Origin of the sequence: Nocardia sp. NPDC005825, assembly GCF_040630175.1 — a bacterium.
In the GTDB taxonomy this organism is placed as follows: Bacteria; Actinomycetota; Actinomycetes; order Mycobacteriales; family Mycobacteriaceae; genus Nocardia.
Genome location: NZ_JBEXXC010000002.1, coordinates 543,521 through 565,212, shown reverse-complemented (window position 1 = coordinate 565,212; position 21,692 = coordinate 543,521). Strand labels below are relative to the sequence as shown.

The following is a 21,692-nucleotide window of genomic DNA, read 5'->3' as shown; positions in this document are numbered from 1 at the left end:
GACGGACACCCCAATCCGCGTGTCGCAGTGCGGCGCGCCGTAAGGATTGGACCAACGGCAAACCAACAGTTTCGCGGTTGGGCGTGTATCGACTAGAAATGTCTTCCGTGCCTACCGGAATCACGTGCCAGCCATCGGGAGTCCCTGGACGGGGGACCAATTGACGATCGACAACCCGCGCGAGGACGACGTCACCCAGCTGGCGCTACGGGTCGAGAAGGCCCGCGGCCGGCTGGCCTACCAATACGATCCCGCGCTGACCGACGCGCTGTCGGAGAACGAGCTCGTCGCCGAGCGCGACCTCGCCGAGCGCATCCGCGAGCAGGAGCGCGCGCAGCGCTGGAAGTACGCCGAGGCCTCGGCTGCCGCGGCGGATCGCGCCCGCCAGACCACCGAAGAGATTGAGAAGGCCGACATTCGCGACTTGCTGCTCGCCCGCAAGGCGATCGCCGCGCAGCGGCGGGAATCGAGCCCGCACGCCAAACTGGCGTCGCTGTACAAGCATCGGGCGTGGAGCCAGCGCGCGCTCGCCGGTGTCGTCGCGGCCGGCATGCTCTGGTCCGCGGTCAACGTGCAGCACAACATCGCCCCCGGCGGCGCCTCCGATCCCCTCTACTGGTTCAGTTACCTGCTCGAAGGCATGATCTCGGTCTGCCTCGTGATCATCATGATCGGCACCAACAAGGTCGCCGAATGGGGTGTGATCGACAGCCGCCGCCAGGTCGTGGTGGCCGAGATGGCGCTGCTGAGCCTGACCGTCATCCTCAACACCTACCCGTACCTGAAGAACGGCAGCTGGTACGACGTGGCGGTGCACGCCATCGCGCCGGTGATGATCGGTGTGGCGCTGCTGATCCACAATGCCGCGGCCTCCCGGTACGGCCTGGCCATCGTGCGCGCCACCGACCAGATCCGGGACCTGCCCGATCCGGGTGAGCAGATCCGGCGCGCCATGCCGACCGTCGTGGCCTGGCCGACCCGCCCGACGCCGCCGTCCGCCGGCGGCACCGCCACCGCCACCGGACCCGCCGCGCTGACCGCAGGGCCCGGCGAGGCCGAGAAAACCGTTGACGCAGAAGCACAAGTGGTCGAACCTCGGCCCACCGCCAAGGCCGAAAGCCAGGCGGAACCCGCGAAGTCTGCGGACAAGGAGCGTCGCTCGGCGACGGGCAAAAGTCGCAAGTCCGACGAGGACGAACGGTCACCGCTCGCCGATCTGACCGATCCCGTCCCTCCGCTGAATGTCTATGACACCGGCCAGTTCCGGATCGCCGAGACCCTCGAGCAGGAACTCGCCGAACTGCAGGCCGCCCGCCGCCGCGCCCGCGCCGCGTCGCGCCCCCGCAATGGCACCGCCGTCGACGACTGAGACCCGAACGACTGCGCTCGTGACCTGACGAACGCAATCGACCCCGGTACCGCTGGTGCGGCGCCGGGGTCGATTCGTGTGCGGATCAGGTGGATCGGATGATCGGGATCCCGCCGACCGGGTCAGTGCCCGCCCGGCCGGGCCGGGTCGACCGGCACCACGACCGCCGAGCGCGGCTGGGCCGGAGTGCCCACGTGCTGGAGGTACCCGAGCCAGCCGGTGCCCACGAAGACCGCGAGCAGCACCGCGGTGGGGAGTTCGAAGAACAGCCAGCTGGTGGCGAAGAAGATGTCTCTCCACGGGTGAGCGGGCCGCTGAGCGATGCGGACGGGCGGGCGCTGGTGCCGGAGCGTGCCGTGATTCGAGCGGTACTGCCTGCCCTGCCTGCCCACCGTGCCTCCGTTGCTGAAGAAGTGCCGAACCAGGATGTCGAGCCCCGCGCCGTGCGCACACCGGTGAACGAGCCGTCGCCGTGCGCACTCGCACCAGGCAGTATGCCGAACAGAACGAACATTCGGGTCGTAATGACCGAATATTCCGGTGCGTCGGGCGGATTGCTCCCGACTAACCGGACAATCCCGAAAAATTGCGCAGGACAACGTGATTACGATCGGCCACACTGCCCAGCGCGTGATCCGGGTGCAGTCCAAGATATTGGCTGCGCGTGCGGGTGCTCCAGCGCCGCGCCGCCTCGGACCGGGTCTTGTAGAAGTTGATCGTGTAGCCGCCCTCGTAGACGCGGATCAGGGTGTATCCGCCCGGATACTCCTTCACCGCACCCACTTCCAGGAATTCCACGCCGACCCCGGAATCCGGGCGGGTGCGCCGATTCCGGTGGGTGTGCCCGCTGTGGTGCAGGAACACCCCGGGCGCGCTCGCGTACAGGGCGTGCAGCGCGGCCGCGTTGGAGCGGTCCAGCACGAACCCGGGCCCGCCCGGATTGCTCACGGCCGCATGCCGGGTGACCGGATGGTGGCCGAAGATCAGTGTCGGCCGGTCGGGTTCACCGCGCAGCAGTTCGCGCAGGTGGGCCAGTTGCGGCGCGGCGAGGGTGCCGCCCGCGCCGCGCACCCGGGTGGTGTCGAGGCCGATGAGCCGCAGTCCACCCGCGAAGTACTCGACCAGCCGGTCGCGCGGCTGGAAGACCTCGCCCCAGTGGTCGGGCTCCTCCGGCGGCCGGACATCGTGATTTCCCCGGCACACGAAGTAATCCCGGCCCAGCTCGCCCCATTCGTCGAGGCGGGCGCGGACGCCCTTCGACTGCTCGGCGGTGCCGGAATCGGTCAGGTCGCCCGCCACCACCAGCTGATCGGCGGCCCGGTCGGGCAGGCGCAGATCCTCGAGCAGGGCGGTGAGCATGAAGTCGGGATATTCGTCGGTGCCGTGGCGCAGGCCCTCGAACAGGCCCGCGAACAAGCCGCTGGCGGGTTCGCCGTAGTGCAGGTCGTTGGCGAGGGCGATGGTGCGGATCAGCCGCCCGGGCGGCGGGGTGGCGGTGGTGAAAACACCGGTGGATTCGGGTGTTCCGGATCGCCGGGTCACCAAGGTGCGGGCGGGCACGGCGCGGCGGCCGTCGGAGTACGCCTCGAACCGATAGGCGCGGCCCGGTTCCAGACCCCGGATCTCCGCGTAGTGGTAGGGAGTCCGGCGCCCCTCGGACAACCAGGTGCGCGGTTGCCCGCGTCCGTCGGCGGGGGCCAGGCGCACCTCGGTGTCGGCGGGGACCGGGCGCAGCCGCCCGGCTCGGTTGCGGGCCCGGGTGGTCCAGGTCAGGATGGCCGAATCAGCGGTCACCGTCACCAGTTCCAGATCCGAGGCCACCACCGTCTCCTGCGGTGTTCGGGTCCGGTCGGCGAAGATCGGGCGCGGCGTGCGCACGGCGACCGCGGCCGCCCCGCTCGCCGCATTGGCCAGCCACATGGTTCGAAGTCGCGGTTCCAGCATCACATCTCCGTCCGCTGTGCTCCCCCACCAGCGACGATATGGCGTGCGGTTGAACCGCCAGATGCCCGGACATGACCGATCGGCTTCCGGTTCCGGACATTCAGGTCGAGTCCGGGTGGGATCGGTCATCTCCGGGCGGCCGGACGTTCACCGGCGGGAGGACATCAGAACGGCTTGGTCGGCAGGTACTTTCCGTCCAGGGTGATGACCGCGCGCTCGCCGCCCTCGGGGTCGGCGACCTTCTTGACGTCCAGGCGGAAGTTGATGGCGGAGATGATGCCGTCCCCGAACTGCTCGTGCACCAGGGCCTTCAGCGTGGTGCCGTAGACCTGCAGCATCTCGTAGAAGCGGTAGATGGTCGGGTCGGTGGGCACGCCACCGGGAATCGAGCCGCGCAGCGGGATGGTCTGCAACAGCCGCGCCGCGTCGGCATCCAGGTCGAGCAGCTCGGCCACGGCCAGCGCCGACTTCTCCGGCAGCGGGTGCTGGCCCAGGATGGCGGCGGTGGTGAAGGCGGGCGAGAGTCCGGCGGCGTCGGCGATCTGCTGCCAGGTCAGGTCCTTGGCGATCTTGGCGGCGACGGCGGCGTCGGCGAGGGCTTCGCGGGCGGTCGGATCGAACTGTGCGTGCACCATGAGGGTGTCTCCTTCTTGTGAGGGCGAGAATTCTTGCGAGCGGAACGGTTGGCGAGGTCTGTCAGGCCGCGAGAGTGCTGAACTCTCCGTCGGAATCGAGCGCCTCGACGCGCCCGGAGCCGATGTCGTACACCCAGCCGTGCAGGGTGAGGGTGCGCCGGGCCAATGCCCTGGCCACCGCCGGATGGGTGGCGAGATTGGCCAGCTGCGCCACCACATTGTGGCGAACCAGCGCGGAAACCGCTGCGGCGCCGCCGATCTCGGGATCGACCGCCGCCCGCGCGGCATCGGCGTGCCGCAGCCAGCCCGCGACCGCGGGCAGCCCCGACAGGTCCTGCCCTTCGGCCAGCGCGGTCATCGCCCCGCACGCCGAGTGCCCGCACACCACGATGTCGCCGACCCCGAGCACGCCCAGCGCGTACTCGATACTGGCGACCACACCGCTGGCCGCGCCGGGGGTGTGCGGCGGGACCAGGTTGCCCGCATTGCGGATGACGAACAGCTCCCCCGCTTCGGCGGAGGTGATGAGTTCGGGCACCACGCGGGCGTCGGAGCAGCCGATGAACAGCGCACCCGGGCGGTGGTCGCCGGCCAGGCGGGCGAACAGCCCCGCCTTGCCGGGGAAGACATCGCGCTGGAACCGTCCGAGACCGTCTGCGAGGTTCGGCATGGGAACTCCTTCCGAGTGCGGGGGCCCCGTGCGGGCCGATGCCATTCACCCTGCCCGACCTGTAGCTATAGTGTCCAAGACTTGATATCGATGGGCATCATTGTTGTCATCTATAGTCGGGCTGTGACCCCGGAACTCCGCCATCTGCGCTACCTGCTCGCCGTCGCCGAGCACGGCAACTTCACCCGCGCGGCCGAGGACCTGCACGTCTCCCAGCCGACGCTCTCCCAGCAGATCCGCCAACTCGAACGGCTGGTGGGCGTCCCACTACTCGACCGCACCGGCCGCTCGGTCCGCCTCACCGACGCGGGTGCCGTCTACGTCGAGCATGCCCGCCGCGCCCTGCGCGAGCTGACCGCCGCCGACCGCGCCGTCCACGATGTCGAGGATCTCGCCCGCGGCGCCCTGCGCCTCGCGGTCACCCCGACCTTCACGCCCTATCTGGTCGGACCCCTCGTCGCCGACTTCCACGCCAACCACCCCGGCATCACCCTGGACGTGAGCGAAAGCGCCCAGGAGGCAATGGAATCCGCCATCCTCGCCGACGACATCGACCTCGGCATCGCCTTCCTCGGCACGACACCGCCCGGCATCGAGGCCACCCCGCTCTTCGAGGAGGACCTGAGCCTGGTCGTCGGAGAGCACAGCACCACCCACTCACCCCTGCCCGTCGCCGCCCTCGCCGACCAGGAACTGGCCCTGCTCAGCCGCGACTTCGCCACCCGTGGCCACATCGACGAATACCTTCGCGCACACGCGGTGACACCGCGAATCGCCGTGCAGGCCAATGCCGTCCAGTCGGTCATCGAGATCGTGCGCCGCACCGCCCTGGCGACCGTCCTGCCTCCCCCGATCGCCGCCGCCTACCCCGGCTTGCGCCCCATCGACCTCGATCCCCCGCTGCCCACTCGCACCGTCGCCCTGCTCCGCCGCGAACGGGCCTATCGACCTGCCGCCGCCCGCGCCTTCACCGATCTCGTCCGCCAGTGGGTCCGTGACCGCCTGCCCGCCCCGCGAATTCCCGGTGCGCCGTCGGCGTAATCGGGCCGCTCCCCCACACCGACCTGCCGAGACGTCAGTTTCCGCCGGTGCCAACGCAATACAGAGCAGGCGAGCACGTGAAATGACATGCTGTGGTCCACCGAACTCGATGCGGGTTCAGGGGGGCAGGAAGCACGATGGCAGACACGAGACCGGCTTACGACGACCAAGGGCTGCTCGATCGGATCGGCAAGGCCGCACGGGAGGCCGACCTGGGCGCTCACCGACAGGTGTACGCGCGCATGCTTCCCACGGTGCGGCCTTCGATACTGCTGTGCGGCGTCCTGGCTGTGGTACTGGCGGTGGCCACCGTCATGCTCACGGTCGAATTGTTCACGCGCACAGACGGCGACCAGCTCAGCGACATCGGGGGCCTGGTGTGCTTCGGGCCCTTCTTGCTGGCGTTCGGCTACGCCTTCATCTCGCACATGTACATGAGCCTGTTCGGCCCCGCCACATTCCGCGCGGTCCGGCTCGACCTCTATGAGCGCGGCCTCGTCTCCGCGGACGCCGACCGACTGCGCGTCCTGCGCTACGACACCACCGAGATTCGCCAATCCTTGGTCCGGGAGATGCTGTACGGGGTGTTCGAGACCAGAACCACCCACGACTACGAAGTGCTCGACATCGCAGGCGAGAAGTTCAGCCTCAAGGACTTCTCGCAGGGCGGGCCACCCGACGCCATCCGCTGGGGCGCGGCCATCCAGGACGCCGTTCAAACGGCCCAACTGCCCATCGCCGCCGAAAAGCTGCGCCGGGGCGACCACGTGTCTTTCGACCGCCTGTGGCTGACCGCGCGCGGTCTCGGCGATGAAGACAAAACCATCCCGTGGCCCGACGTCCGTCACATCGAGATTCGCGACGGCCGCCTCCGAGTCCACAAGACCCGCCGCCTGTTCACTGCCTGCCCGGTCCGCGAAATCCCCAACCTGCACCTCTTCCTGACATTGGCCCGCGATCTGATGGCGCAGAACCAAGGGCCGGGCGTCGCCGCGCCCGCGTACACGGCACCGGATTCTCCGGCGAGCCCAGCCGACAACTTCCCCACCCTGCTCGCCATGGTGATCGGCGACAAGACAACCGCGGAGGCCCTGATCGCCGTCGAGCGCGACCGACTCCCCACCGCCGACCGCGCAACCTGGATCGCACGAGCCATCGACCGCCTACGGCAGGAGCGGGAACGGCGCAACTGATTCGCGGGATCTTCGATAGGAGACCGCGCCGACGTCAGCGACCGGATCGCAAGAGCTGTCGAACGCATGCCCAGGGACGGCGGTAGTCGAAATCGAGTACGGTTGTCTGGGTTCCGAATATTGGTGAGGCACAAGATCGCTAGGGGCTTCATGTCGACGCTGGGACGACCGGGCTCGGTGCTCGCCGGCCGCTACCGGTTGATCGAGAAGCTGGGCAGTGGCGGGTTCGGGACGGTGTGGAAGGCGCGCGACGAGCGGTTGCGGGTCGATGTCGCGGTGAAGGAAGTGCTGCTCCCATACACCGAATCGAGCGCGGAGCACGCCGAGCGAGTGGCGCGCGCCGAGCGCGAGGCCCGCAATGCCGCACGGCTGCGCGATCATCCGAATATCGTCGGTGTCCTCGATGTGGTCGCCGACGGCTCGACGCCGTGGATCATCATGCGACTGGTGTCCGGCCGATCGCTGAAACAGCAACTCGACAGCGATGGGCCGGTGGCCGTCGCGGAAGCCACCACCATCGCCGGCGCCTTGCTGGAGGCCCTGCGGGCCGCGCATGACGCCGGTGTGGTCCACCGCGATATCAAGCCCGGCAATATCCTGCTCGCCACCGGAGGCGAAGTACTGCTCACGGATTTCGGGACCGCCCGCCATCATTCCGACAACACGCTCACCGCCAAGGAGACGTTGATCGGTTCGTTCGAGTACATGGCGCCCGAACGCATCGACGGCGACGACACCCCGGCCGGCGACCTGTACTCCCTCGGCGTCACGCTCTATCAGGCGGTGGAGGGGATTTCCCCGTTCCGCCGCGACACCATTCACGGAACGATGAAAGCGGTGATGTTCGGCGCGGCACCCGCACCCGCCCGCGCCGGGCATCTCAACCAGCTCATCGCCCGTCTGATGGACAAACGGCCCGAACTACGCCCGTCCATTCCCGACGCGCTGACCCTGCTGTCGGGCCGGACGCCCTCGGCGCTGACCCCGAAACCGGAAGTTTCCAAGGACAATTCACGCCCCACGGGAGGCAGCCGCAGACGCGGCGAAGTCCGCCAGCTCTTGGCCCGTGCCCGCGATCATCAGAAGCGTGGCGATATCGGCGAAGCCGAACGCCTGCTCCGCCAGGCCGCGGCACTGGACGACGCCCTCTCCATGTCCTTCCTCGCGCGCCTCCTCGAAAACCGCGGCGCCCGCACCGAAGCCGAACGCTGGTACCGCCGAGCCGCCGAGAACGGCGAAACGCTCTCGATGCTCACCCTCGGACACATGTGCATGAAAACCGGCGACCTCAACCAAGCCGCCTACTGGTACCGGCGCTACGCTGACCACGGCCACATCCTCGGAAAGGTCCACCTCGCAACGGTTCACGAGGCCCGCGGTGAAGAGGACCGCGCCGAACTCCTGTACCGCCAGGTCGAACAGGACGGCGATATGGTCGCCCTGAAAGCCCTCGGCGACCAATGGAAATCCCTGGGCCGCACCGACGCCGCCAAACGCGTCTACCGCAAATCCGCCCAAGCCGGCTACGCCCCCGCGAAGGCAGCCCTCGAAGGCCTGCCCCCGCGTTAGGAGCGGCCGGATCGGGTCCGCCACCTCGCCACCATTCACATCGCTGCCATGGTGACTCCCCGGCAGCAGCGCTGACGACGGCGATCGCCGTGCCCCACTCGCACCGAAACTCCGCCGCCCGTACTGCGTCGTTCATCGCGTGCCAGTCGTGCGAAGTTTTCACGATCCCAGTGTGCCGATCCGAAGATCCGACGTGCACAGCAACTAGCCCTCGGCGCCACGTCGAGACACGTCCTACGCCTGCCCCGTCTCGAACCGGCTGACCTTCCCGTTGTCGACGGTGAACCGCCAGGCGGTCCGCATCGCACCCCAGGTGTCATTGCGATAGTTCGCGACCAGACCGAGCCCGTCACCCGTTTGTGTCAACACATCCATATGACCTTCGGACGAGAAGATCTCCCGCTCGGTCCAGTCCGCGATATCCCGGTCCGACCCATCATCGGACATCGTCGCCCCAAGCGTGAGGGCCGATTCGAAGGCATTGCGGTCACCCGCGTTCACTGCGGCGACAAACGCCCGCACCGCAGGTTCTGTCAGCTGATCGAGGGCGATAGTCATGAGCACACTCCCTTGATTCGACAAGCGATGGACTCGACGAATCGATGATCGCATGTCGGCCCACCCCACAATCGGCCACCCTCATCGGCGGCACCCCGCCCCAGCGCGTGAACGTGCACGACTGACCGACGGGCGGCGACATGTCGGTATGCCTAGGCTCGATGGGTGCGGTCATCGGAGGATCTGAAGCGTTGTTGGCTCGTGGAGTCGCGGCAGCTATTTGCCCGGCCCGAGACGTGGGCCCGGTCCGGACCGGAGATGGAATCGGTGGCAGGTGGCCGACTTCGAGATCTCTGTTACCTGGACGACCGAGACGATGAATATGAACACCTTCGAGAATCGTTGCGCCGCTTCGGAAAACTAGGAGTACACGGCCCTTTCGCTGCGACCTTCGGCGTGGATGGCCGCTGCACAGCCGAGGTCGCATCGGTGTACGCCGAGCTCTACCACCAGTTGGGCTACCTCCAGGTCGAGCGCCGGCTCGACACCGACGAATGGCTGCCCCTGACTCGCGTGCGGGAGTGGGCAGACGATCGCGACTTCCGCCGCAGCGAGGTGGAAGCCGCCTTCGGCACACCGAGTCTCAGGGTGGGTACGCGCGTGTCATGCTACGCACCAGCCGACGACGGACCGTGGGTGTTCTTCGATACCTGGGACGAACCCACTCCGCGGTATTCGCCCGGAAAGGGCCGCTTCGACAGCGAATGCGACCCCGATCCCTTGGTACGCAGTATCCGTGTGCCCGCATCGGATTTCGAGTCAGGTCTCGTCTTGACCTTGTACGGCAGGGTCCTGCGCTGGGGACCGGGCTGGTGGATCCATCACGCGAGCGACGCCCACACCGAGGAGACAGCCGCGATCGCAGACCAACTCCGGCGAATCGAAAACGCTGACCCTTCTGAGAGGCAGCTTCGGCGCTGACAATCCCGCTGGGTCTCACCAGCCATCAGCAGTGGCGTCTTCCGAGGCGGGCCCAGGTCGTCTGTCGTTGCTGTCCAAGTCGATCACCGAAAGTGGTTCGGCATCAATAACCTCGGTGATGAGGCCGGATTCCTCGAGCCCATCCAAATCCCGCCCCACCGCCGCGAGCATGTCGCTCGGCGTGATCACGGGCCCAGCCCATCCGTCCGAACCGAGCAGCGCCCACGACCCGTCCTGGTAGCAAACCCACCCGACATGGTCGCCCTCGTGCAGTAGCGCCAAGATGTCCTCGATAGTCACGGCATAGCCTCGCTCGCGGCGGGTCCAGTCCGGGCGGCGGTTGCCCTCTGGCCCGGTTCCGGAGTGTCGAGTAGTGCGCGACCGCGCCTGCCGATCGCGAAGCGTGATCCTGTGGACGTCAGCATCCACGCGTTGCCGCGTTTGCCCATGGTGCCGACGGTAAAGCCCTTGGCGGCCAGCGATCTGATGCCGGTCTGAGCGCTGCGGACGGATATGCCCGCGGAGCGTGCGATCTGGTCCATCGTGAGCGGGCCGCCGGCTGCGAGCACGCGCATCACCCTGGCTTCTGTCGTGTTCACGGAAGGTCCCCTCCCGAGCCTCGATGCGTAGCTCCCGGGTTCGGAAGCTGATTCCCAGAATGTCACTGGTCAATGTCCCAAAACACGTCATTCGAGGGGACATTGCAAAGACATTTTCTGTCTCCAAGAGGACAAAGACTCCCAAGTTCGGGCGTAAGATGGTGCGGCATGACATCCCCACTTCGCCTGGCGCGCTTGAGTCTTGGCTACCGATCGCAGGAGGATCTGGCGAAGGCCCTCAACGAAACCGCTCGGAGCATCGGCCTCCGCATCGCGGTGACCAAGAAGACCATCGGGCGATGGGAATCGGACGCACCGCCATGGCCGCAGGCCGACCACGCTCAGGCCCTGCAGGCCTTGTTCAATCGGCCGATCGCCGAGCTGGGCTTCACCTCATCCCGCAGATCCGGCTCCGAATCGTCTCGCCCGCAGGCGATCGGAAACCGCGAGACCTGGGCATCCCGACATGCGGGCGCGATACCGGGGACGCTGCCTCAGTCGGTGGCATCGGACTTCATGTCCGCGGCGGCCGCGTACCGCCGCATGTATTGGTCGGTGCCCGCTGACCGTCTACAGCAGCTGGTGGCCACACACTCCGCGCTGGGATGGGATCTGCTGGAACAGGTTCCGGGGTCCGGCCAGAAGTTGATGGCGCGCGCCGTCGCCGAAACCAGTCTCTTGACAGGTCGGCTGGAGTTCTTCGATCTGCAGCAGCCGCAACTCGCGGTGGCGAGTTTCGGGCTCGCGCTGCGAGCGGCGGGCCGTGCCGACGACGCGCTGCTGGGTGCGGCGACCCTGGCGCACATGGCATTCGCACCCGCGTTCGCCAACGACAGCGATGACCCTCGACCCCAACGGCTCGAAGCCGCACGCGAAAGTCTGCGCGGTGCACGCGTGTTCGCCGAACGCGGGGACGCAGGCGCGGAGATGATCGCGTGGCTGGACGCGGTCGAGGCCGAGGTCGAAACTCGCATCGGCGGTGTCGATCGCGCACTCGAACTGCTCGATCACGCCGAACGGACATACGCCGAACACGACCCGGACGAGGCCCCGAGCCCGGTATGGCTGGACTGGTTCTCGCCCGCACGACTCGCTGGTTTCAAGGGCAACACCCAGATCGCCGCCGGCCAGGGCACGGCCGCACGTGACACGCTCGAGCGGGCGCTAGCGGACCTGCCCATCGACGCGATCAAGCAGCGCGCGGTGCTCTACGCGGACCTGGCTGCCGCTGAGTCGCTCGACCGGAATCCGGAGAAGGCGTGCGCGCATCTCGGCAAGGCGCTGGAACTGCTCGGCGAGCACTGGTACGCGACCGCGATGGACCGCGTGCGAACCGTCCGGCAGACCCTCCGGGAATGGGACTCGCTCCCCGCGGTACGCGACCTCGACGATCAGCTGTACAACTGGCACACCATGATCAGATCGCTGGCCACCTAAGCATTCTCTGCGGCAACAATTTCCGGTAGTTCGTGGAGGTCGCGGATCCTCCAGTCCGACAGTTCCGCGACCTCCGGCAAGTCTCGCTGAATCCACCCCCACGGCCCGCGCTGGATGTACGCGGTCCGCATACCCACCGCCTTCGCGGGCGCGATGTCGTTCTCGACGCGGTCACCGACATAGACGATCCGGTCAGCCGCGCAGGGTGCGACCTCGACCACCTTCTCGAAGAACTCGACCGCGGGCTTCTGGACACCCCAATCGTCCGATGTGGCGATGAAATCGGTTGGCAGGTCCAGACTTCGAAGGATCGAACCTGATCGAACAGTCTGGTTCCCGACGATCCCGACCCACACACCCAAGTCCCGCAGTTTCGACAACGCGGGCCGGACATCGACGTAGAGGTCCTCTTCCCCATACGTTTCCGGCTGCCCTGCCCGCGCCCGCGCCTCGCGCTCTTCCGCCAGATCGAAGCCGGGCCGAAACACCTGAAACGCCTCGCGATAATCCTTGCCCTGAGCGATCGTCGCACCGAAAACGGAAACGAACGTGTGCCTCGGCACCCCGAGCCAATCAGCCCACGTGCCGTACTCCCGCGTCTCATCTACGAGCGTTTCCCCGACATCGAACACGACAGCCTCGATCATTGGCCACACGCTACCCGGCACCGATCGACGCTCAGCGGCCGATCGCCCGGCGTGCTTCGTCAGCGTGACCGGTGCAGGCTACCCGGTGCCACTGGTCAATGGTGATGAGCGGGCATTCGCTAAGTTCCCCGAACGGATTTGCGGTTCCTCGGTCCGGACCGAGCGCCGCGAAGGACGTGACCAGGTAGCTGACGTCTCACTCCCCATGCCATCGATTCCGGATGGCATGGGGATGCCAGGGGCAATTCGAAATGAGTGGGCACACCCTGCAGTTCTTGGCCACGGGCGCCGAGGTCGGTCAACCGCACGCTATTCGGTGCGGGTTCAGGCGGTCATGCCGCACCGCGCCAGGTTACGGCTGCCCGCACCCGCGCTGACCGTTTCGCTCAGCGCGGTATGCGGCAGTAGCGGATGTCTGTGATGCTGCTGGGTGTCTTGGACGGAGTGGATGACTGCTCGAAGGCTAAAGTCGGATTCATGAAAGACCGACCCGTTCTCGTCGTGGCCTTGATCGGGGGCTTCATCGGCGCAATGCTGTCGAGTCCGTTCGCTGTGTACTTCGGCTTCGGCACTCCTGCGCTCGCTACCGCCATTGTCGGGGTGGGAATCTTCCTGGCTGGAGGCATCATGTTCGGCGGCCTCTGCGCTGCACTGGTATGGGCCGTCAGGTCTGATCGGCGTAACGGTGGTTACCGCTGTCGCAGTGAGCGCCGGGCATAACTTTTCGAAGCTCGTTTCGTGCGACACATATCCCATGCTGGACTTCTGGTTTCGTGCCAGCCAGCCCGCGATCTGCTGCGGCGACCAGCGGGCGGTGAGTTTCTCGGCCACTATCTGCGCCAGTTTCGGATCCTGGGAAAGTTTGGTCGGTTTCGGTCGCACCACTCGCGCCCAGGCCGCCCGGTCTGCGGGCAGGGCTCGATAGGCGAAGCGACCGCCATGGCCGCTGACCTCCCGCGAGATCGTTGACGGGGCTCGTCCTAAGCATCGCGCGATCGCTCGCAAGGAGTCCCCGGCAGCGAGGCCGCGTGAGATCTCTTCGCGTTCAGCCAGACTCAACCGCAGCGAGTTTCGGTGACGCGCCGCAGGCCGGACACCGCCGCAGCGTTTGAGCAGTTCCCGCACCGTCGAAGGATCCCGGCGCATCTCGCGGGCCAGGACCTTGATCGCTTGCCCGGATCTCCAACGTCGCCACACTTCCTCGATCTCGGGTTCGGTCAACGGTATCCGCTTCTCCGACAACAGTCTCGTCGAGGCCATCACGCATCACATCCCCGCTCCACCCGGACATATCCAGTGTTGCGCTACACCATTGAGACCACAGGCAATACCGGACGTTCTGCACCGCACCAGGTTTCCGGACGCCGGCGCCAGGCGCTGGCCGGTTCGGTCAGCGCGGTATGCGGCAGATGAGTACGTTTGCCGCATCGGCTGAAACCTCCTGTGCTGAGGCTGTGCCGGAATCCTGTTGCCGATCCGCAGCGCACCCGACACACTGCCCACGTGAATGACGGAACCTCGCTGGACGACATGATCGTTGCGGAGAAGGTGGTCCAAGCCCTCCGTGCCATCAAGACTGAAATGGGCTGCAGCCTCCACGAAGCTATCGACGAGTTCGACCTGCGTTACCGCCGTCTGAGAGCAGAACGGCCAGACGATTTCACGCTGCCGCACGGCGAATACGGGCGCAACGTCTACACCTGAGCGCCAAGACTGCCGGGCCTACAGCACAGGTCATCTACCTCGCGGCCAGCGCGCTATGCGGCCTGACAGGACGTTCGATGCCGATCGAGCTGCTGGCGGTGAACGGGTATCGTACGGCGGTGGCGAGCGGATCGTTGACGCAGTGAATCGTCGCGGCCCTGCCGAGATCGATGGTGTTCGGAGGGGCGATGGCGACTGGTGCGACCCGTGTGGAGTTGGCCCGGGAACTGAGGACTGCGATGTGCGTCGACCGCGGTTTCACGATGCACCGGGAGGATGACGGCTACCTCTTCCGCAAAACCGTTGAGGGCGAGCAGTTCTCGGCCATCCTGGAAATCCTCGCCGACCTGGTTCTGACGTACGACGAGCTGCGGTTGACCGGTGTGGCATCGCTGGCTGTTCCTGCTTTGCAGGATGCTGTGGACGCGGTACCCGAGGCCGCGGTCAGCAATTTCGACCTGCACACCGGCCGGCCCTACTCCACTGAGATCGCGATCGAAAGCTTCGGGCGTCGAGGCAGTTTCGGAGGATCCGAACAGGAGATTCTAATCGAGACCGACGACGACATCGGCCCGGCCGTCGAGGAGTTCGTTGAAATCGTGGACGGACCGGTAGAGGCCTGGGTGGCCGCAAGGCTGCAAATCCAGCCTCTGATCGATGGCGTGGTGTCCGAGGACAGCCATAGTCACCCACAGTTTGTCCGAAGGCTCATCTTGCTGTTGCTGCTGCTGCATCGCGCCGATGACGCGGTGCAGGTCATGGATGCACATCTGGGGGCGAAGCTGCACCTCGGTGAGCGAGAGTCACGAGCGCCGAAATTCGAGCAGCACCTACTCGATTCCTCCGACGCCTACCGGCGTGCCAGGGAGATCGCTCACGCGTAGCCGTGGTGCACGGCCGAGCCCCGAGACGACTTGTGCACGACCACAGGTCGTTGGGCATGGTCCGAACATCGCGTCATCGGAATTACAGCTCACGCGAGCTAGTTGAAGCTGGGAGTCTTTCGGCTACCCCACGTTGGCTGGAATCTGAGCGCATCACCCGTCAGCGAGGTGTCCCTGACCACGTAGTCGGGCCAGGATACTGCGAATGAACAGTGTGCTGGGGTGATCAGGGCCGAAGGCCGGTTCGATGTCTGCCAGGGCGCGTTCATAGAGTTGACCGGCGTCGGACAGACGATTTGCGCGCTCATAGCCTTCGGCGAGGACGCAGCGGGCGACAAAGGTGTCAGGGTGGTCAGCGCCCAGCAACTGTTCGCACTCGGTCATGGCCAATTCCAGGAGGGAAAGGGCTTCGGTGAGCCGGCCTGAGGACTGGTAGGCGGTGGCGAGATTATTTCGGGCGGTGAGAGTGTGGGGGTGGTCGATGCCCTGAATGCGTTCTCGGGCATCCAAGGTGAGCTCGAACAGTTGAACGGCTTCGGCAAGTCGGCCCGCGGACTGGTAAGCCGCAGCAAGGTTGTTGCGCGAGGTGAGGGTGTCGGGATGGTCGACGCCCAGAATGCGTTCTCGGGCATCCAAGGTGAGCTCGAACAGTTGAACGGCTTCGGCAAGTCGGCCCGCGGACTGGTAAGCCGCAGCAAGGTTGTTACGCGAGGTGAGGATGGTCGGGTGGTCGGTGCCCAGAATCCGCTCGCTGTCGTCGATCGTGAGCTCGAATAGCGCGATAGCTTCAGTGAGGCGTCCGGTCGACTCGTAGGCCGCGGCGAGGTTGTTACGCGAGGAGACGATGCTGGGATGCTCTATGCCCAAGGCCTCGGTGCTGTCTGCAAGAGCCCGCTCGTAGAGAGGAATCGCCTCGGCGAACCTGCCGACGGAGCGATAGGCATCGGCGAGATTGTTGCGCGAGGTGAGGGTGTCGAGATGGTCGATGCCCAGGACGCGCTCCCGGTCGGCGAGCGTGCGTTCATACAACGGGATCGCTTCGGCGAACCGCCCGACAGAGCGATAGGCAAGGGCGAGGTTGTTTCGAGTGGTGAGGGTGCGGGGGTGGTCGGTGCCCACTGCTCGCTCGCTATCGATGAGCGCGCGTTGGATGTAATCGATGGCTTGGTTGTGTGAGCCCTGGTCGTCGAGAAACTGCCCGGTCAGGTTCAGGATGTCGGTGGTGGTTGCCAGAAGGTTCGCGTTGTTGTGGTGGTCGTGGTGAGCGATGAGTGTGTCGACGTGCGGCAGCAAGCGTCGCCAGGTAGCCCATGTGCTCGGGTGCGGGTGTCCGGGTAGCGCGCGAAGCAAGACAGCGGCCGCATCGGCATGCGCTCGTTCGAGCGCAGCCTCCGAGTCGTGCAGATTGTCGATGTCCGGGGTGCGGGCGACTGCTTGCACGAGCCGGTGGATCGACACGCTGGCTGAGCCCGAATGGACAGAGATCATGTTGTAGGCGGCGAGCGCACCGATCGCGGCGTGGAGTGCGGGTGGAGCGGCCAGTCCGGCGAACAGGTTGACGGGAATGTCGTCGGGGGCGAACCAGGCCAGCCTTCGAAGGACGTCGATAGCGGCAGGGTGAGCGGTCGTCACTTTGTCGACGGTCACCTGCCAGATGCGGGCGATCGTGCGTTGAGGATCGGTTACTTCGGCGCCGTGCTGGAACATCTCGGCGGGATACAGGGACAGCATGGTGAGATAGTCGCGGGGTGTGAGCAGCGGGTTTTGCGCAAGGTAGGCGCCAGCCTGATCGATGGCCAACGGCAGATGGCCCAAAGCCGCGCACAGCTCGGAGTCCCCATCGGAGTTTCGAGGCCCGTCGATAGTCATCGTGTCGATGAGCAAGGCGACCGATTCGTCCGGGTCCAGAACATCGATCCTGACGATCGTGGTCGCGGTCTGCCAGCCGGTCGCGCGGCGACTGGTGATGAGGATTCTGCCGCTGTGAGCGCGGGCCAGAATATCGGCGATGTCGCTGTGGTTCTCGACGTTGTCGAGCACCACCAGCCAATCGTGGTGGGTGGACAGCCATTGCAGGGCGCGGTCGGCAAGCTGTGCCACCGTCAGCGCTTGCGCCAGCACGGGCTGCAGCGCTGTCGCGAACTCTGCCAATCCGCGCTCGACGCTGGCGGCGGTGTCGGCGGTGATCCATCGCAGGGGTGCGTGTCCATGATCGCGCGTGGCTGCCCACTGAGCCACCAGCGTTGTCTTACCGATCCCACCCAAGCCGTGCACGGCCTGCACCAGCACTGGACCCGACACCAACAGCGCGGCATCCAGCCGTTCGAGTTCACGCTCACGGCCGACGAAATGTGTTGGCTGCACCGGCAGATTATCGATTCCCGGTGGAGCGTCGATCTCGGCGATCGGTCGCAGGGCTTCGAGCGGCAGATTGACCACGCGAGCACCGTCACCGGTTTGTACAGGCCCAACCGCAGATCCCGCGCCGATCGCGACCGACCGGGCACCAGAAGCGTGTACGCCCACCTCCTGATCGAGCGAAGGAGGTTGTGATAGCTGGTTGTTCGGGTGTTTCCCTGTAAACCACGACACGTCAGATTCGCTAGTTGTAGTGGTCGCCCGTCGATATGTCGCCACCCGTGTCGCCCTCGACGACGATCGAACGCGTACCTGCCGCGGTCACCGAACCGGGCGTGGGCAAATTACCGTTCGTCCCTGGGCTGTTCGTTGCCACTGTCACCGGCGGAGTACCGGTATTGCCTGTGCTGATGGAACCGGTCGCGTTCCCGCGTAGGGCCACACTGCGCTCCCCTGTCGCGGCGATGGCCGGCGAAACCGGACCGTCGGCTTGTCGTCGAAGCTGCCATAGCGACGCGGCGAACCCGGTCACGGTCAGCCCAACGACCACCAGCCACCACCACCATTTCGCCGCGCCATCAGTGGCCATGTTCACAGCGACCGCTGTGCCTGTGCCGACCGCTGCCACTGCCGCTGTCGGCAGCCCGACGCGTACGAGTACAAATCCCGTCGAAGCCACCGGATGTCTCCTGTTCGCGCCGACCATTCCTATTGCTACAAGGCTAATCTCACTCGATTCAAGATGATTCGAAACGACAGACACTCCCTGTACTACCGGCGGACGCCGTGGCCGTCCTGAATCGAGCGATCAGCGGTATGTCAGGACGTCCTTGCCCATGTGCCACCAATCCGACCCGCGGGTGCGACGGCATGGTGAGAAGATCCTTCACACGATGACATACCTGAAGGCAGTTGCAGTTCGGTACGAAGACGATCATTTTCCGGGGTGGATCGAGGCTCAGTTCCAGCAGGCGGACGGAAGCACCGCCGGTTTCGTCGCGAAGGTGCCCGAATTCCTGGAGTACGACCAACTGACTCGCGACGCCGCGTATCCGATCCCCTTGGAACTCACGTGCGACCTTGTGAGCATCGACCGAGACCGCCAGGTCGCCACGATCGACCTCTGCATAGGTGTCGGCCGATACGAGGTGGCGCTCGACCAGCTCGGTAGCCCGCCCGACGCCTGAAGTCACACCTACCGGGTGCTGACGACGTGCAGTCGGCAGACTCAGATGTCCCTTGCCCGTTGATCTTCCACGCTTCCCGCGCTGGACAGTCCGGTCAGCGCAGCATTCAGCAGTTGACGATGTTCGCGTTCAGTCACCAACCGCCGACAACCAGCCACTCCGTTTGGAACGCCGCAGGAGGTATCCGAACAGCTTGGAGGCTCGGGTCGTTCGAGAGTTCATCCATGCTGGGGACCGGCTCCTCGTCCAACCGCGTGAGTTCGGTATCGATGGATCCTCCAGCGAGTCCTGTGCGACCATCCGGAAATCGCTGGATCTTCCGAAACTCGATGCATCGTTGAACAGCTCAGAGAGCGTCACCAGCGGTTCGTTACCCGCGGCGTTGGTCCGCGTGACCTGGAGATACCACATACCCGGTTCGGGCGGCACGAAGTCGGCTGCGATCGCTTCGGCGGCAGCAGCGTTCATGTCTCGTTCCAGCGAGCATTGAGGCGTGCGAGCTTGTCGGGATTGCCGATGGCGCGGATCGCGACCACGTGGTTGTCATGGGACTCCAACGCGATCACGACCATGACTCGGCCCACCAGTGACACGACCACCCCTGGCTCGCCGTTCACCGACACGACCCGGAAGTCGGCGCCCGCTCCGAATAGTGTTCTGGCGAGCGTGACGCCGACCAGCTCGGCGCCGACCAGTGGTCCGAGGGGGGCGCCGGCGACTCGCCCGCCGGAGTCGAATTCGCCGACCACGTCGTGAGCGAGTACCTCCATCAGTGCCGCCAGGTCGCCGGTGGTGCAGGCGTGTGCAAATCTCTCGGCAACGGCGCGCGCCTGTACCGGTGAGACCTCGAACCGCGGCTCAGGGTTGTCGCGCAGCGCGGCTCGAGCACGACTGGCCAGCTTCCGGGCCGCGGCCGGTGAGCGGCCGACCACCCCAGCGATCTCCTCGAAGCTCACTCCGAAGACATCGTGGAGCACGAACGCGACACGTTCGGCGGGGCTGAGGACGTGCAGCGCCGCCACAAGCGCCAGGCGCACGCTGTCGTCGAGGGTGACCTGATCCGCTGGGTCGAGATCGGTGCCGGCCGGCTCGACGAGCGGTTCGGGCAGCCACGGCCCGACGTAGCGGGCCCGGGTGCGGTCGGCGCGCAGCCGGTCGAGGCAGACTCGGCCCGCGACGGTGACCAGCCAGCCCTCGACATCGTCGATGCCCTCGCAGCCGTGGCGGGTGAGTCTGGCGAAGGTCTCCTGCACGGCGTCTTCGGCGTCGACGAGGGTACCGAGCATGCGGTAGGAGACGTCGAGCACCCGCCGCCGGTGCAGGTGCCAAGCCTGCTCGATGATGTCGCTCATACATACCTCCGACGAATGAGCCTGGTGAAGTGTGACCGTCACACACGACCGCGCCGACACGTCCTCAGAGATATGACCCTTACTACCAAACCCACTCGGCCTGACTGGCTTACCACGCAGGATTGGCCCCACCCGCTGTACGCGTTCGATCTCGACGGGCGCCGCGTCGTCTACACCGATACCGGCGGTGACCGTCCGGTCCTGCTCATGGTCCACGCCGGACTCTGGTCGCTGCTGTGGGCCGATCTGATCAGCCACCTCGAGGACCGGTACCGGTGCGTGACCCTCGATCTGCCTGGAACGGGACTCTCTGATCCCGGCGAGGCCACAGTGGCATCGGCCGCGCACACGATCACATCATTCATCGACCATCTCGACCTCGACGCCGTGACACTGGTCGTACACGACCTCGGGGGCCTGGCCACACTCGCCGCTGTACACGATCGAGTCGACCGCGTGGCCGCACTGGTCGCCATGAACACCTTCGGCTGGCGGCCCCGCGGCATGCTGTGGCTCGCACTGCGATTCTTCGGCTCGGAGCTGATGCGGGAGGTCAACGCATGGCTCGGGTTGCTCGCCTGGGCGAGTGGGACAAGGTTCGGTGTCGGCAGACAATGGAACCGCACCCGTAAGACTGCGTGGCGACGTGGTCTGCACGACCGCGACCGTCGCCGGTTCTTGCACCGAATGTTTCGCGACGCGACCCGCGACCGCGCCACCGCGACACGCGCAGAAAGCACAGTCACCGCGCTGGCCGGCCGACCGATGATGACGGTATTCGGCCGACTCGGCGACTACTTCTTCTTCGTTCGCCGTTGGCGGCGTCTGTTCCCGGGCCTGACCAGGGTCACCGTGCCCTGGGGGCTGCACTTTCCGATGGCCGACAACCCGCAGCTCGTGGCCGATGCCATCGACCGCTGGCACCGCAGCCATGTGGACCGTGCATCGCATCGATGCCCGTTATGACGAATCAGCGTTCGCTGGCGTCGGGGAGGCGGGCGGGGCAGGGGGTGTTGGGGGTGGTGGCGAGTTCGAAGTGCCACCATTCGTTGTCGTACATGCGGCACAGGCCCCAGTGGGAGCCGTTGGCCTCCAGCCATTGCGCGCCTTCGATCGGGCCTACGTCGATGGCCTGGCCGCTCACGTGGGTGGATTCGTTCGGGGGGAGCACCCAGCGCCGGGCCGCCTCGGGGCTGCCGTAGGTCTGTAAGCCGTCCTCCCAGAGGGCTTCCTGTTCGCCGGGAGTGCGGTAGCCGGAGGTGATCCAGAGGGTGACGCCTTCGGCGTTGGCTTCGGCGGCTGCGGCGGCGTAGGCGGCGGCTAAGTGGGGGTCGAGGCCGTCGGTGCCTGAGGCGATGGCCTTGGCGGACGGGATGGATTCGGGGGCAGCCTGGTCCGGAAGTTGTTCGGCGGCAGCGCGGGTGGCGGTCACCACCGTGACCGAGCCGCCGACCAGTCCCGCGCCGGCGAGCACGGCCAGGGCAGCCGCACGGCGGGATCCGGTGGGGCGCCGCCGCTGGACAGGGTCAGGACCGGCCAGTCGCATCCGCACGCCTCCAGGTTCGATGTTCAGGATCGGGTATACCGGAAACCGGTCCGGTCGGTTCACGGTTTTCGGTGCCCG

The 21,692-nt window shown here is 66.3% G+C and carries 24 protein-coding genes; 10 read left to right on the top strand and 14 right to left on the bottom strand.

From position 1 onward, the window contains the following. The first annotated feature begins 160 nt into the window (after positions 1 to 160). A complete protein-coding gene (locus ABZ382_RS07275) occupies positions 161 to 1,369 on the top strand; it encodes a hypothetical protein (protein WP_357085326.1) in 1,209 nt (402 codons plus the stop codon). Positions 1,370 to 1,491: 122 nt separating this feature from the next. Here the strand turns inward: ABZ382_RS07275 and ABZ382_RS07270 are convergent, their stop codons facing one another. The 4 genes from ABZ382_RS07270 to ABZ382_RS07255 form a co-directional block, all read right to left on the bottom strand. Continuing rightward, on the bottom strand, positions 1,492 to 1,761 hold the full coding sequence (locus ABZ382_RS07270; protein ID WP_357085324.1) for a hypothetical protein: 270 nt from the start codon (positions 1,759 to 1,761) through the stop codon (positions 1,492 to 1,494). A 172-nt stretch (positions 1,762 to 1,933) separates the two neighbouring features. Further along, positions 1,934 to 3,313: a metallophosphoesterase gene (locus tag ABZ382_RS07265; RefSeq protein WP_357085322.1), complete on the bottom strand. Its 1,380-nt coding sequence runs from the start codon at positions 3,311 to 3,313 to the stop codon at positions 1,934 to 1,936. A 164-nt stretch (positions 3,314 to 3,477) separates the two neighbouring features. Next, complete coding sequence (cynS, locus tag ABZ382_RS07260; RefSeq protein WP_357085320.1) at positions 3,478 to 3,948, bottom strand: cyanase; 471 nt, start codon at positions 3,946 to 3,948, stop codon at positions 3,478 to 3,480. Positions 3,949 to 4,009: 61 nt separating this feature from the next. After that, complete coding sequence (locus ABZ382_RS07255) at positions 4,010 to 4,618, bottom strand: carbonic anhydrase (protein ID WP_357085318.1); 609 nt, start codon at positions 4,616 to 4,618, stop codon at positions 4,010 to 4,012. Between the two features lie 90 nt (positions 4,619 to 4,708). Here ABZ382_RS07255 and cynR point away from each other — a divergent pair, with 90 nt between their 5' ends. The 3 genes from cynR to ABZ382_RS07240 all read left to right on the top strand — a co-directional run bounded on the left by cynR (position 4,709) and on the right by ABZ382_RS07240 (position 8,421). After that, a complete protein-coding gene (gene cynR / locus ABZ382_RS07250) occupies positions 4,709 to 5,659 on the top strand; it encodes a transcriptional regulator CynR (protein ID WP_357085316.1) in 951 nt (316 codons plus the stop codon). A 137-nt stretch (positions 5,660 to 5,796) separates the two neighbouring features. Next, positions 5,797 to 6,852 (top strand): DUF6585 family protein, encoded by a 1,056-nt coding sequence (locus ABZ382_RS07245; RefSeq protein ID WP_357085314.1) that lies wholly within the window; start codon positions 5,797 to 5,799, stop codon positions 6,850 to 6,852. Positions 6,853 to 7,002: 150 nt separating this feature from the next. Further along, positions 7,003 to 8,421 carry a serine/threonine-protein kinase gene (locus ABZ382_RS07240; RefSeq protein WP_357085312.1) on the top strand — a complete coding sequence of 473 codons (1,419 nt, stop codon included), beginning with the start codon at positions 7,003 to 7,005 and terminating at the stop codon, positions 8,419 to 8,421. Positions 8,422 to 8,655: 234 nt separating this feature from the next. Here the strand turns inward: ABZ382_RS07240 and ABZ382_RS07235 are convergent, their stop codons facing one another. After that, positions 8,656 to 8,979 carry a nuclear transport factor 2 family protein gene (locus tag ABZ382_RS07235; RefSeq protein ID WP_357085310.1) on the bottom strand — a complete coding sequence of 108 codons (324 nt, stop codon included), beginning with the start codon at positions 8,977 to 8,979 and terminating at the stop codon, positions 8,656 to 8,658. Between the two features lie 429 nt (positions 8,980 to 9,408). On the opposite strand from ABZ382_RS07235, the gene ABZ382_RS07230 reads away from it, so the two are divergent. Further along, positions 9,409 to 9,900, top strand: a complete 492-nt coding sequence (locus ABZ382_RS07230; protein WP_357085309.1) for a hypothetical protein — start codon at positions 9,409 to 9,411, stop codon at positions 9,898 to 9,900. A 15-nt stretch (positions 9,901 to 9,915) separates the two neighbouring features. Here the strand turns inward: ABZ382_RS07230 and ABZ382_RS07225 are convergent, their stop codons facing one another. Together ABZ382_RS07225 and ABZ382_RS07220 are read right to left on the bottom strand one after the other, a co-directional pair. Continuing rightward, positions 9,916 to 10,200 carry a hypothetical protein gene (locus ABZ382_RS07225; protein ID WP_357085307.1) on the bottom strand — a complete coding sequence of 95 codons (285 nt, stop codon included), beginning with the start codon at positions 10,198 to 10,200 and terminating at the stop codon, positions 9,916 to 9,918. Further along, positions 10,197 to 10,499: a hypothetical protein gene (locus tag ABZ382_RS07220; protein ID WP_357085305.1), complete on the bottom strand. Its 303-nt coding sequence runs from the start codon at positions 10,497 to 10,499 to the stop codon at positions 10,197 to 10,199. The genes ABZ382_RS07225 and ABZ382_RS07220 overlap by 4 nt, the downstream gene beginning before the upstream one ends. A 168-nt stretch (positions 10,500 to 10,667) precedes the next feature. Between ABZ382_RS07220 and ABZ382_RS07215 the strand changes: the two genes are divergently transcribed. Continuing rightward, entirely contained in the window at positions 10,668 to 11,936 is a 1,269-nt protein-coding gene (locus ABZ382_RS07215; protein ID WP_357085303.1) for a helix-turn-helix transcriptional regulator, read from the top strand. Here the strand turns inward: ABZ382_RS07215 and ABZ382_RS07210 are convergent. Next, entirely contained in the window at positions 11,933 to 12,583 is a 651-nt protein-coding gene (locus ABZ382_RS07210) for an HAD family hydrolase (protein ID WP_357085301.1), read from the bottom strand. The genes ABZ382_RS07215 and ABZ382_RS07210 overlap by 4 nt on opposite strands. A gap of 324 nt (positions 12,584 to 12,907) precedes the next feature. Further along, positions 12,908 to 13,804 carry a helix-turn-helix domain-containing protein gene (locus ABZ382_RS07205; protein WP_357085300.1) on the bottom strand — a complete coding sequence of 299 codons (897 nt, stop codon included), beginning with the start codon at positions 13,802 to 13,804 and terminating at the stop codon, positions 12,908 to 12,910. A 282-nt stretch (positions 13,805 to 14,086) separates the two neighbouring features. On the opposite strand from ABZ382_RS07205, the gene ABZ382_RS07200 reads away from it, so the two are divergent. Next, entirely contained in the window at positions 14,087 to 14,287 is a 201-nt protein-coding gene (locus ABZ382_RS07200; protein WP_357085298.1) for a hypothetical protein, read from the top strand. A 188-nt stretch (positions 14,288 to 14,475) separates the two neighbouring features. Then, on the top strand, positions 14,476 to 15,171 hold the full coding sequence (locus tag ABZ382_RS07195) for a hypothetical protein (protein WP_357085296.1): 696 nt from the start codon (positions 14,476 to 14,478) through the stop codon (positions 15,169 to 15,171). Between the two features lie 153 nt (positions 15,172 to 15,324). Here the strand turns inward: ABZ382_RS07195 and ABZ382_RS07190 are convergent, their stop codons facing one another. Further along, the gene (locus tag ABZ382_RS07190) at positions 15,325 to 17,610 is read right to left on the bottom strand and encodes a tetratricopeptide repeat protein (protein ID WP_357085294.1); all 2,286 of its coding nucleotides are present in this window, start codon (positions 17,608 to 17,610) and stop codon (positions 15,325 to 15,327) included. A gap of 163 nt (positions 17,611 to 17,773) precedes the next feature. Next, entirely contained in the window at positions 17,774 to 18,118 is a 345-nt protein-coding gene (locus tag ABZ382_RS07185; RefSeq protein ID WP_357085292.1) for a hypothetical protein, read from the bottom strand. A 304-nt stretch (positions 18,119 to 18,422) separates the two neighbouring features. Here ABZ382_RS07185 and ABZ382_RS07180 point away from each other — a divergent pair, with 304 nt between their 5' ends. Next, positions 18,423 to 18,716 (top strand): hypothetical protein, encoded by a 294-nt coding sequence (locus tag ABZ382_RS07180; protein ID WP_357085291.1) that lies wholly within the window; start codon positions 18,423 to 18,425, stop codon positions 18,714 to 18,716. 133 nt (positions 18,717 to 18,849) lie between these two features. On the opposite strand, the gene ABZ382_RS07175 is transcribed toward ABZ382_RS07180, so the two are convergent. Both ABZ382_RS07175 and sigJ read right to left on the bottom strand, forming a co-directional pair. Beyond that, a complete protein-coding gene (locus tag ABZ382_RS07175; protein WP_357085919.1) occupies positions 18,850 to 19,047 on the bottom strand; it encodes a hypothetical protein in 198 nt (65 codons plus the stop codon). 133 nt (positions 19,048 to 19,180) lie between these two features. After that, positions 19,181 to 20,068 carry an RNA polymerase sigma factor SigJ gene (gene sigJ / locus ABZ382_RS07170; RefSeq protein WP_357085289.1) on the bottom strand — a complete coding sequence of 296 codons (888 nt, stop codon included), beginning with the start codon at positions 20,066 to 20,068 and terminating at the stop codon, positions 19,181 to 19,183. A gap of 15 nt (positions 20,069 to 20,083) precedes the next feature. Here sigJ and ABZ382_RS07165 point away from each other — a divergent pair, with 15 nt between their 5' ends. Beyond that, positions 20,084 to 21,034, top strand: a complete 951-nt coding sequence (locus tag ABZ382_RS07165; protein ID WP_357085287.1) for an alpha/beta hydrolase — start codon at positions 20,084 to 20,086, stop codon at positions 21,032 to 21,034. A gap of 4 nt (positions 21,035 to 21,038) precedes the next feature. Here the strand turns inward: ABZ382_RS07165 and ABZ382_RS07160 are convergent, their stop codons facing one another. Further along, positions 21,039 to 21,620 (bottom strand): M15 family metallopeptidase, encoded by a 582-nt coding sequence (locus ABZ382_RS07160; RefSeq protein WP_357085285.1) that lies wholly within the window; start codon positions 21,618 to 21,620, stop codon positions 21,039 to 21,041. Positions 21,621 to 21,692 lie beyond the last annotated feature (72 nt).

Coding starts and splice junctions, on each gene's coding strand:
- ABZ382_RS07210 (WP_357085301.1), bottom strand. CDS start 12,583: ATGATCGAGGCTGTCGTGTTCGATGTCGGGGAAACGCTCGTAGATGAG.
- ABZ382_RS07240 (WP_357085312.1), top strand. CDS start 7,003: ATGTCGACGCTGGGACGACCGGGCTCGGTGCTCGCCGGCCGCTACCGG.
- ABZ382_RS07235 (WP_357085310.1), bottom strand. CDS start 8,979: ATGACTATCGCCCTCGATCAGCTGACAGAACCTGCGGTGCGGGCGTTT.
- ABZ382_RS07180 (WP_357085291.1), top strand. CDS start 18,423: ATGACATACCTGAAGGCAGTTGCAGTTCGGTACGAAGACGATCATTTT.
- ABZ382_RS07215 (WP_357085303.1), top strand. CDS start 10,668: ATGACATCCCCACTTCGCCTGGCGCGCTTGAGTCTTGGCTACCGATCG.
- cynS (WP_357085320.1), bottom strand. CDS start 3,948: ATGGTGCACGCACAGTTCGATCCGACCGCCCGCGAAGCCCTCGCCGAC.
- ABZ382_RS07195 (WP_357085296.1), top strand. CDS start 14,476: ATGGCGACTGGTGCGACCCGTGTGGAGTTGGCCCGGGAACTGAGGACT.
- sigJ (WP_357085289.1), bottom strand. CDS start 20,068: ATGAGCGACATCATCGAGCAGGCTTGGCACCTGCACCGGCGGCGGGTG.
- ABZ382_RS07265 (WP_357085322.1), bottom strand. CDS start 3,313: ATGCTGGAACCGCGACTTCGAACCATGTGGCTGGCCAATGCGGCGAGC.
- ABZ382_RS07185 (WP_357085292.1), bottom strand. CDS start 18,118: ATGGCCACTGATGGCGCGGCGAAATGGTGGTGGTGGCTGGTGGTCGTT.
- ABZ382_RS07255 (WP_357085318.1), bottom strand. CDS start 4,618: ATGCCGAACCTCGCAGACGGTCTCGGACGGTTCCAGCGCGATGTCTTC.
- ABZ382_RS07165 (WP_357085287.1), top strand. CDS start 20,084: ATGAGCCTGGTGAAGTGTGACCGTCACACACGACCGCGCCGACACGTC.
- cynR (WP_357085316.1), top strand. CDS start 4,709: ATGGGCATCATTGTTGTCATCTATAGTCGGGCTGTGACCCCGGAACTC.
- ABZ382_RS07245 (WP_357085314.1), top strand. CDS start 5,797: ATGGCAGACACGAGACCGGCTTACGACGACCAAGGGCTGCTCGATCGG.